Origin of the sequence: Staphylococcus devriesei, assembly GCF_002902625.1 — a bacterium.
GTDB classification, from domain to species: Bacteria; Bacillota; Bacilli; order Staphylococcales; family Staphylococcaceae; genus Staphylococcus; species Staphylococcus devriesei.
Window position 1 is genome coordinate 1 of record NZ_PPRG01000016.1, and the last position, 10,642, is coordinate 10,642.

Here is a 10,642-nt window from a genome sequence, read left to right on the forward strand (position 1 = left end):
TCAAAAACAAACTACATTACCAGTAGCCTTTTTAGCAAGTTGGTTAAAGGGAGTACTTGGCGATTTTATGCCAATTATTATTATATTTATTATTACTTTATCAGCTATATTCACAGTCGTCTGTTCTATATTTTTAAAGAATAAAATTAAGCCGGAAGGAATACTTGATAGTGCATTCAAAGTAGGTCCTATTTGGTTAACGCTGAGACTATTAGCCGTTGCATTTGCATGGATGACTTACTTTAAACTAGGAACAAAGGTTATTTATTCGGAAGATACTGGTGGATTGGTATTTAATGATTTATTACCCACGTTAGTAGCTGTGTTTTTATTTGCAGCATTATTTTTACCTTTCTTAATGGAATATGGTTTATTAGAATTTCTCGGGCCACTTTTCAGACCAATTATGAGACCGCTATTTACATTACCAGGTCGTTCTACAGTAGATAATTTAGCTTCATTTATTGGTGATGGGACAGTTGGTGTACTTATAACTAGTCGTCAATATGATCGTGGTATCTATTCAAGACGTGAATCTACGGTCATTTCTACCACATTTAGTGTAGTATCAATTACATTCGCAATTGTTATCGCTGAAACAGTTGGTATGCAAAATAAATTTTTTGCATTTTACTTAACTGTTATTATTTCTTGTCTTATAGCAGCAATGATTATGCCTAGAATATGGCCATTAAATCGTATCCCGGATGAATATACAAAAGAAGTTTCTGAGGAGAAAAGACATGAAAAATTGCCTGAAGGTAAAACAGCGCTAAAATATGGTCTTGAAGAGGCGACGGTAGTAGGATATAAAGCTCCGGGCTTTATCGAGTTTTTAAAAGCTGGACTTAAGACTATTGTTGATATGTGGTTTGTTATTCTTCCGGTAGTTATGAGTATTGGGACGTTGGCAACAATGATTGCTAACTACACTCCATTGTTTGAGCTAGTAGGTAAACCATTTATACCTATTCTTGAGTTACTTCAAATCCCTGAAGCGGCTAGAGCTTCTGAAACATTATTGATAGGTTTTGCAGACATGTTCTTGCCGTCTATATTAATCGCTGATGTACATAGTGATATAACTCGTTTTATAATTGGAGCGTTAAGTATTTCTCAACTAATTTATTTGTCAGAAGTCGGGGGAGTAATTTTAGGTTCGAAAATCCCTGTCAGTATAGGTAAATTATTTATGATTTTCCTCATTAGAACAGTGATTACATTACCAATAATTTCGCTTATGGCCCATCTATTGTTGTAGAAAAATTTAGTATATTAAAAAGCCTGATTCGTATATGTGAGTGCATGAGCATTCAACAGTATGTATCAGGCTTTCTTAATTTTATAATCATATATATTTTCTCATTTTATCCTAATGTAGATAACACATTGGCTTTAACAATTTCACTTTTAATGACGGGAGATTCTTTAGAATCAGAAGACCCTCTGTTTTTATGAGCTTCTTTAAATGCATCACTTTGTGTCCATGCTTTGAAATCTTCTTCAGTTTCCCACCAAGAATTGACATACATATCTTCACTTTCGTCATTATTAGCTACTTGCCATACTTCAATTTTATGAAATCCTTTTAAAGATTCAATTTTTCCACCTTTAGTAAAACGTGGAGCCATCTTTTCAGCAAATCCTTTTTTAACGGTAATTCTATTCGTTACTACAAACATCTCAATTCCTCCTTTAGCGTTTATGACTATCATAATTACTTTTTCCAAAAAATAAAATTAAAAGATATTATCGGTTGTAAATAAATAACTGCTAACTAATTTGAGATTAGCTAGCAGTTAAATTATCCACTTTGCGAAGTTATTAATTAAGAAAAATTATTTAGTAAGTTCGTTATATACTTTTTGGTCATTATGAGTATAAATAATGTATTCATGGTCATCAGTATCAATAATTACACGATTTGTTTTACCAAAAGTAGAACCGATACGAGAAATGTTTTTAGAATCTAAGTCTGGAACTGCATGAAGGTCTTGATCTTAAGAAATATTTTTAATTTCTTTAGTAGGAATTTTAATATCTGCTACTCTCCATTGAATTCTAACTTCATTATTGTCTTTTTTTACTGTCATTGCCATTAAAGAACACATCCTTTAAGTAAGTTATATTTACATCATATAACATTGTGTAATCGTTTTCAAGAGTTTGTGTGATACTTTTTTAATATTTATGACATACTATTAATACCGAAGATATGTTCGTGTTTTTGTTCGATTTGTGTTAATATATTCTACATAAAGGAGAAGATAAATGACAGGAAAAACACACGTATCTGCTGGTTTATTAGTAGGTGCATTAACAACCGAACACTTTCATATTGATATATTTTCTACTGTTACAGTAATCTGCTTAGCAATAGTCTCGAGTTTACTGCCTGACATTTGTCATACTCGAAGTAAAGTTGGAAGACAATTTAAGGTGCTTAGCGTATTAATCAATCTTTTCTTTGGTCATCGAACCTTCACACATTCACTTTTATTTCTAGGACTAATTATTTTCTTGCTTAATTTAATACAAACACCTACGTACTATTTAGTTTCAATTATCGGTGCAATGGCATCTCATGTTATACTAGATATGTTAACGCCAAGAGGAGTAAAATTACTTTATCCTATTCCTCTAACAATTAAATTTCCTTTTACTTTTAAAACTGGCGGAATGGTGGATGCTTCATTGGCTACGGCTTTAAGTATTGGAGCACTATACATATTTTTCCAAACTGCTTTGATTGATTTAATACATTATATTAGTCATTCATTTTTAGGGTAAGTAGAATGTGAATAAATAAAACAATTAAATAGTTAGCATATGAATACATCGAATTAAGATATTTGTTTAAATTTAATTTGCAAATTATAAATTAGGTTATTTAGACGATTTTTCAACATGTTGAAAGAATTAAACTAACTATAAGGAGAGTTAAAATGTTAGACCAAAGTAAACTAAAGAAATATAATCAAGAACATTTAAGTGAATATGAAAAGCTTATGAGTAGTAATGAAAAAGAACAGTTAGAATCTAAAGTCGATTCACTAGATTTAGAATTTATACAAGATTTATATCAAAATTTATATGTGAATCGTAAAACAATTTCTGATGTTTCTTCTGTGACTGAAGTTAAGTATGCTCGTAGTACTGAATTGACAGAGCAAGAAGTTGAGAAATATGAACACAAAGGAATTGAAGCAATTAGAAATGGCGAGTTTGCCGTTCTACTTATGGCAGGTGGACAAGGTACACGTTTAGGATATAAAGGTCCTAAAGGTTCTTTTGAAATTGAAGGAGTAAGTTTATTTGAATTACAAGCGCGCCAACTACTCAATTTAAAAAAAGAAACTGGTCATCTCGTTAACTGGTATATTATGACAAGTGATATTAACCACGAAGCTACCCTTACTTATTTCAAAGAACATAATTACTTCGGGTATAACCCTGAGAATGTTCACTTTTTCAAACAAGATAATATAGTAGCTTTAAGTGAAAAAGGGCAACTTGTACTTAGTGAACAAGGGTATATTCTAGAAACGCCGAATGGTAATGGTGGTATATTTAAATCACTAGAAAAAACGGGCTATTTAGATAAAATGCAAACAGATGGAGTTAAGTACATCTTCTTAAATAATATTGATAACGTATTAGTTAAAGTATTAGATCCTTTATTTGCTGGTTATACGGTAGTGAATAACAAAGATGTGACGTCTAAATCTATTCAACCTAAACATGGAGAAAGTGTAGGCAGATTAGTAAATAAAGATAGCAAAGATACGGTTCTAGAATACTCTGAACTTGATGAAGAAGTGGCAAATACATTTGACAATGCCAACATTGGTATCCATGCGTTCAAATTAGCATTTATTAAACAAGCCGTCGATAATGAATTGCCATACCACTTAGCAGTTAAGAAATTAAAACAATTAGACGAGGATTTTGGTGTAGTTGAAAAGCCTACATTGAAATTTGAGTTGTTCTATTTTGATATTTTTAGATATGCAACTAGCTTTGTAACGCTACAAGTATCTCGTGAAGATGAATTTTCTCCATTAAAAAATAAGGAAGGTAAAGATAGCGTTGAAACTGCCACGGCAGATTTAAAAAGAAAAGACTTAATTTAAAAGGTGGTGGAGTTTAGATGTCTAAAACACCTAAACCTGAGAATTCAAAAGATAATGTAATTGAATCTTTTAAAGACATGATTCCACTATCTTTTGGTGAAGAAATAGGCAACGCTACCTCACATGGGGTGGCGGCCTTACTGACGTTATTTATCTTACCTTATGCAGCCGTCCACAGTTATATAGATAAAGGAACATTAAGTTCAATAAGCGTGTCGATTTATATTATTAGTATTTTCATGATGTTTATATCATCTACGGTATATCATTCAATGAATAATAATACCACGCATAAGTATATATTAAGAATTATTGATCATAGTATGATTTACGTAGCAATTGCCGGAACCTATACACCAGTTATGTTGACTGTAGTTGGTGGTTGGATTGGTTGGATTGTCTTCATACTTTTATGGGGCACAACGATATGGGGAGTTCTTTATAAATCTCTTTCTGTAAAAGTTAATCAAAAACTAAGCTTAATCGTATATTTAGTTATGGGATGGGTAGGTATAATATTTTTACCAATTATTTTTATGCGTACCTCATGGTTATTTTTGTTATTTATCGTACTCGGAGGACTTGCCTATACTATTGGCGCATGGTTTTACGCACAAAAAAACCGTCCCTATTTTCATATGATATGGCATATTTTTATAGTATTAGCATCACTTTTACATTTAATAGGGATTTTATACTTTATGTAATAAAGAGTTAAAAAGTAGAGTGGAAATATCAAATCTTTATTGAGCTTAATGATTGTTCCTACTAAAATTTGCAAGATTGACTAGGAAAGACAGTAATAATTTTTAATTACGTTAGTTTTATATTTCCTTTCAATTAATTAACTACTTTTAAATGAGTCAGCCTTGAACATTGTTTAATGTCCTGGGCTGCTATTTTTATTTCAAAGTTTTACATTAAAGTTCAATAATTAAAATTATATTTTCAATTAAATATTCAGGAGGGAGGTCATTGATTAATGAATTTAAAATCGATTGGAATTGTAGTGACGTTAGTCTTAACGATGTTTATGGCAGCAATTGAAACTTCTATTATTTCCTTAGCTATGCCTACTATACGTAAAGATTTGAATGCCGGGACAGCTATATCATTAGTTTTTACAGTATACTTTATAGCGCTAGTGGTAGCTAATCCTATTGTAGGCGAGTTATTAACTAGATTTAAAATTCTATATATTGCAATGGCTGGCTTATTATTATTTGGTATCGGTAGTTTATTATCCGGCATGAGTGGAACGTTTGCGATGTTAATATTTTCAAGGATAGTACAAGGTATGGGTGCTGGAGTAATGATGTCGTTAACTCAGATAGTACCTAAACTTGCGTTTGAGATACCATTGCGCTATAAAATCATGGGAATAGTAGGTAGCGTATGGGGGATTTCTAGTATTATTGGACCTTTATTAGGAGGAGCAATTCTAGAATTTGCAACATGGCATTGGTTATTCTTTATTAATATACCAATTGCTATTATTGCAATTATATTAGCTTTTATTACGTTTCATTTTTCAGAAGAAGCGGAAGTGCAAACGAGTCACTTTGACTCAAAGGGGTTACTATTATTTTATCTATTTATAGGATTATTGATGTTTAGTTTATTAAATAAAACTATACTTACATTTAATGTAGTTGCTTTTATAGTAGCAATAGTAGTAGCGATAATATTATTTAAATATGAAAGCACAAAAGATCGACCTTTCTTACCGGTTTCTGAATTTAATTGTTCTGTTTCATTAGTATTTATTACAGATTTATTGATTGCAATGTCTTTAATGGGGTACAACTTATATATACCAATTTATTTACAAGATCATTTAAATATTTCACCTCTTGAAAGTGGATTAGTTATTTTCCCACTATCTGTAGCATGGCTTGTGCTTAATTTTAATTTAGCTAAAGTTGAAGATAAATTTTCTAGAAAAGCATTATACATCGGAGCCTTTACCCTACTATTAATTAGTAGTATTATCATTACGTTTGGTCTCAAAGTGCCAATTCTTATTGGGGCAACAGTTATATTAGCCGGTCTAAGTTTTGGATTTATCTATACTAAAGACAGCGTAATTGTACAGGAAGAAACTAACCCTAAACATATGAAGAAAATGATGTCTCTATATGCATTAACCAAAAATTTAGGTTCTTCTATAGGTTCCACTGTTATGGGATATTTATACGCTTTATCTTTTGGCCTATTTGATGGAAATTTTCATAATATACTTGGAGCTGTTATCATAGTGACTATTATATTAATAGTAATGTGGTCTACTTTATATAAAGGTGAAGCACAATAAGCTTTTGAGGATGAACTAAATGTAGTTCGTCCTTTTTAAATTTATAATACCGCTCATTAATGATAGAATATGCGTGTAAAATGAAAATAGGAGGGCCTGATATGAAGTTTTTTAAGAATAAATTTAAAAATATTTTTTCTACTTTACTTGTCCTTACTATATTCATAATTTCTGGATGTATATTTTTAATGTTTTTAGGATTTGGTCTCTTTGGTTTAAGTCGTATTTTAATATTTCTTAAATTAGGCTACTTTACCTATAACAAAAATTTTCAAGATAATTTGATCTACTATGGTAGTTATATTGTATTTGGTTATTTTATCTTATTTGCAATTGAGCATTTAATGGACTATTTTAGAAAACAATTACCAAACAATCCATATTTCAATGGGATAACGTATCACTTAATTTCATATATAGTAACTACTTTACTGTTCTTTTTTATTATTCATGTTAACTATGTCTATATTAAGATTGATTTTTGGGTCATTGCTTTAATTATTGGATTGCTCTATATATTCAAAATTATTTTTTATCCTGACAGTGAGAATTTAAACGAGAAGAAACGGTAAGTGAGATTAATAATGTTTAAAGACTTAATTTTTATTTTAGCTATAGTAGTCTAAAATGAAGATGCGTTCGAGGCTCATTTTCTTCATATCTAGTCAACCTTGCTAAGGCAGGACGACGAAATCTTTGAAATTTAGCAGTGGTTGTCTGAAATGAAGATGCGCTCGATGCTCGCTTTCTTCATATCTAGTCAACCTTGCTGGGGCAGGACAACGAAATCTTTGAAATTACATTATATTTCTGTCACTGCTCCCTATATTTCTGTTACTGCTCCCTATATTTCTGTTACTGCTCCCTATATTTCTGTTACTGCTCCTTATATTTCTGTCACTGCTCCCTAGATTTCTGTCATTCCTCCCGAGAGTTATAGCGTCGGTCTCTTGTTTCATTATCAACAATTTGTTTGAATAGGTACATGCTCAATAAAATTAAAGGAGATTAGTTATGTCGAATATAGAAGTGTCCACTAAAAAACGAAATTTAATCGTTGCTGTCATGCTTTTAAGTGCTTTTATAGCAATATTAAATCAAACTTTATTAAATACTGCTCTGCCACATATTATGAAGGAATTAAAAACATCAGAAAGCACTGCCCAATGGCTAGTAACTGGGTTTATGTTAGTCAACGGCACTATGATTCCTTTAACTGCTTATCTAATGGATAAAATTAAAACGAAACCTTTATATTTAATATCGATGGGTATTTTCCTTCTTGGTTCAGTTGTAGCTGCAATTGCTCCCAACTTTGGGGTATTAATGCTTGCACGAGTCATACAAGCTATTGGGGCAGGTATCATTATGCCATTAATGCAATTTACCTTGTTTACTTTATTTTCAAAAGAAAAACGTGGTTTTGCTATGGGGTTGGCTGGACTAGTCATTCAGTTCGCGCCAGCTATAGGGCCGACATTTTCAGGTCTAATTATTGATAACACAAGCTGGAGAGTTCCTTTCATCATTATTGTAGGTATCGCATTAATTGGATATATCTTCGGGGCAATCTTCTTATCTAGTTATAATGAAACGAAAGATACTCAATTAGATAAAAGATCCGTAATATATTCGACATTAGGCTTTGGTATAATTTTATATGCCTTTAGTAGTGCAGGTAACTTAGGATTTACAAATCCGATTATTATTATCTCATTTATAGTTGGGATTGTTATAGTAGGTGTGTTTGTAAAAAGACAGTTAAACATCCTCAACCCATTACTGAATTTAAGAGTGTTCAAAAGTAAAATCTTCACTTTTAGTACCATTACATCTATGATTGTTATGATGTCAATGGTCGGTCCCGCATTATTAATTCCATTATTTGTACAAAATAGTTTAGGTTTATCTGCGTTTCTCTCTGGAATGGTGATAATGCCTGGTGCCATCCTTAATGGAATAATGTCGGTTTATACTGGTAAGATTTATGACAAATACGGACCTAGATTATTAATTCTTACTGGTTTTACTATTTTAATTATTACAACTATTTTCTTATGTTTCTTAAAATATGACTCTTCATACATGCTACTAGTTATAATCTATGCTATTAGAATGTTCGCCGTTTCATTATTAATGATGCCTATTAATACAGCTGGTATTAATGCACTAAGAAATGAAGATATTTCTCACGGTACAGCAATTATGAACTTTGGACGTGTTATGGCTGGTTCTCTAGGTACCGCTTTAATGGTTACTTTTATGAGTATAGGGGCTAAATTATTAACGACAAGTTCTTCAGCTAGTACTAATAGCGGTGTACTTCAAAGACAAAGTGTTGCAGCTGGTGTTGATTTATCATTTGCAATAGTTACTGTTTTTGTAATTATCGGTTTCATTTTCTCATTATTTATTAAAGAAGAAAGACATTATTCAAAGCAGTAAGAAGCGGATCGACTTTAAAATAAATTAGATTTTAGTTTCCGACTTGTTCTTCTTTAAAAGTTAGCTTTTCATAGATGAGCTAACTTCTTTTTTTATATATGTGAAAATAATATACTTAATGAGATAGTCACAAGCTATAAAATATTTGTTAAAATAGATGTAAAAGAACTAAGGGGGATTTACATTGTTAACGGTAGATCAAGTAAAAGAAATAGTTGGAGAATTGAAAGATCCAATTATCGATGTGCCTCTTAAAGAGACAGAAGGTATTATCGAGGTAACAACTAAAGATGAAATTGAACATGTTAGTGTAAAAGTAGCTATGGCTCAATTAGGCGGACAACCACAATTGGATTTACAAATGGCAATTGTTAAGGCTTTAAAAGAAAATGGCGCTAATACTGTAGGAATTCGATTTGAAGAACTGCCCGCTGAAAAGGTTGAACAATATACTGGTAAAAAGAAAGAACAACCTAAAACAATTGAAGGGTTACTTTCGAAAGATAATCCAGTGGAATTTATTGCCATCGCATCAGGTAAAGGTGGGGTAGGTAAATCAACTGTTGCTGTTAACTTAGCGGTTGCTCTAGCACGTGAAGGGAAAAGAGTAGGATTAGTGGATGCCGATATATATGGATTTAGTGTTCCAGATATGATGGGTATAGATGAGAAACCTGGTGTTCAAGGGAAAGAAATCATTCCAGTAGAACGTCATGGAGTAAAAGTCATTTCAATGGCCTTCTTTGTGGAAGAAAATGCTCCTGTAATTTGGCGTGGTCCAATGCTAGGTAAGATGTTGACTAATTTCTTTGTTGAAGTTAAATGGGGTCAGTTAGATTATTTATTATTAGATTTACCACCTGGTACAGGAGATGTAGCATTAGATGTGCATTCAATGTTACCAAGTAGTAAAGAAATTATTGTTACTACACCACATCCAACTGCAGCATTTGTAGCAGCTCGTGCCGGCGCAATGGCGAAACATACAGAACACTCTATTTTAGGCGTCATTGAAAACATGAGTTATTTTGAAAGTAAAGAAACTGGTAATAAAGAGTATGTGTTTGGTAAAGGCGGAGGACGTAAACTAGCTGATGAGTTAAATACACAACTACTAGGAGAGTTACCGTTAGAACAACCAACCTGGAATCCTAAAGATTTCTCACCATCTATTTATCAACCAGAAGATCGACTAGGACAAATTTATACTTCTATCGCACAAAAAGTAATCGCTTCTACTATTAAAAAATAATGAATATAAAAGTGAAAAATTAGCGCATGTAAAATTTAAAATACATGCGCTTTTTCTATTGCAATATATTTTGTATCTGATAGAATTGTTTTTTGTGAGCGACAAATTGAATAAATATGATTTAAAAAATATTTAAAAATATCTGTTGACTTACTTAATGAAAGTTGATAAGATATAAAAGTCGTCGAAAAAGAATATTAATTCTTTTAAAGCTTTGTTAATATAGTGTAAAAATTACTATTGCAAATCAACTTTAGATGACTTAAACTTATAAAAGTAATCGAAATTGATATTGACTTGGTTAATAATAAATGTTATATTAATAGAGATTGTTTTTAAAGCAATGAACATTGAAAACTGAATGACAATATGTCAACGTTAATTCCAATAAGTAACTTAAATGTTACAAACGTTATTTAGTATTATGAGCTAATCAAACATCATAAATTTTTATGGAGAGTTTGATCCTGGCTCAGGATGAACGCTGGCGGCGTGCCT

General features: G+C 31.5%; 9 protein-coding genes and 1 pseudogene. 8 read left to right on the forward strand and 2 right to left on the reverse strand.

What is annotated here, in order from left to right:
- Positions 1-1,261: YjiH family protein (locus CD147_RS02645; protein ID WP_169926895.1), on the forward strand; the 1,261-nt coding region annotated here is incomplete at its 5' end.
- Between the two features lie 106 nt (positions 1,262-1,367).
- Here the strand turns inward: CD147_RS02645 and CD147_RS02650 are convergent.
- A complete protein-coding gene (locus tag CD147_RS02650; RefSeq protein WP_103165901.1) occupies positions 1,368-1,682 on the reverse strand; it encodes a heme oxygenase in 315 nt (104 codons plus the stop codon).
- Positions 1,683-1,838: 156 nt separating this feature from the next.
- Positions 1,839-2,099 (reverse strand): annotated as a pseudogene (locus CD147_RS02655) (SunI/YnzG family protein).
- Positions 2,100-2,271: 172 nt separating this feature from the next.
- Between CD147_RS02655 and CD147_RS02660 the strand changes: the two are divergent.
- The 7 genes from CD147_RS02660 to CD147_RS02690 all read left to right on the forward strand — a co-directional run bounded on the left by CD147_RS02660 (position 2,272) and on the right by CD147_RS02690 (position 10,144).
- Positions 2,272-2,790: a metal-dependent hydrolase gene (locus tag CD147_RS02660; protein ID WP_103165902.1), complete on the forward strand. Its 519-nt coding sequence runs from the start codon at positions 2,272-2,274 to the stop codon at positions 2,788-2,790.
- Between the two features lie 155 nt (positions 2,791-2,945).
- On the forward strand, positions 2,946-4,133 hold the full coding sequence (locus CD147_RS02665; RefSeq protein WP_103165903.1) for a UTP--glucose-1-phosphate uridylyltransferase: 1,188 nt from the start codon (positions 2,946-2,948) through the stop codon (positions 4,131-4,133).
- Between the two features lie 17 nt (positions 4,134-4,150).
- Positions 4,151-4,840: a PAQR family membrane homeostasis protein TrhA gene (gene trhA, locus CD147_RS02670; protein WP_103165904.1), complete on the forward strand. Its 690-nt coding sequence runs from the start codon at positions 4,151-4,153 to the stop codon at positions 4,838-4,840.
- A 275-nt stretch (positions 4,841-5,115) separates the two neighbouring features.
- On the forward strand, positions 5,116-6,447 hold the full coding sequence (gene sdrM, locus CD147_RS02675) for a multidrug efflux MFS transporter SdrM (protein WP_103165905.1): 1,332 nt from the start codon (positions 5,116-5,118) through the stop codon (positions 6,445-6,447).
- 101 nt (positions 6,448-6,548) lie between these two features.
- Positions 6,549-7,019: a SepA family multidrug efflux transporter gene (locus tag CD147_RS02680; RefSeq protein WP_103165906.1), complete on the forward strand. Its 471-nt coding sequence runs from the start codon at positions 6,549-6,551 to the stop codon at positions 7,017-7,019.
- 442 nt (positions 7,020-7,461) lie between these two features.
- Complete coding sequence (locus CD147_RS02685) at positions 7,462-8,892, forward strand: MDR family MFS transporter (RefSeq protein WP_103165907.1); 1,431 nt, start codon at positions 7,462-7,464, stop codon at positions 8,890-8,892.
- 184 nt (positions 8,893-9,076) lie between these two features.
- Positions 9,077-10,144, forward strand: a complete 1,068-nt coding sequence (locus CD147_RS02690; protein ID WP_103165908.1) for an Mrp/NBP35 family ATP-binding protein — start codon at positions 9,077-9,079, stop codon at positions 10,142-10,144.
- Positions 10,145-10,642 lie beyond the last annotated feature (498 nt).

Excerpts from the sequence above, each read along its gene's own strand:
- CD147_RS02650 (WP_103165901.1), bottom strand. The coding sequence starts at position 1,682 with ATGTTTGTAGTAACGAATAGAATTACCGTTAAAAAAGGATTTGCTGAA.
- CD147_RS02685 (WP_103165907.1), top strand. The coding sequence starts at position 7,462 with ATGTCGAATATAGAAGTGTCCACTAAAAAACGAAATTTAATCGTTGCT.
- trhA (WP_103165904.1), top strand. The coding sequence starts at position 4,151 with ATGTCTAAAACACCTAAACCTGAGAATTCAAAAGATAATGTAATTGAA.
- CD147_RS02660 (WP_103165902.1), top strand. The coding sequence starts at position 2,272 with ATGACAGGAAAAACACACGTATCTGCTGGTTTATTAGTAGGTGCATTA.
- sdrM (WP_103165905.1), top strand. The coding sequence starts at position 5,116 with ATGAATTTAAAATCGATTGGAATTGTAGTGACGTTAGTCTTAACGATG.
- CD147_RS02680 (WP_103165906.1), top strand. The coding sequence starts at position 6,549 with ATGAAGTTTTTTAAGAATAAATTTAAAAATATTTTTTCTACTTTACTT.
- CD147_RS02665 (WP_103165903.1), top strand. The coding sequence starts at position 2,946 with ATGTTAGACCAAAGTAAACTAAAGAAATATAATCAAGAACATTTAAGT.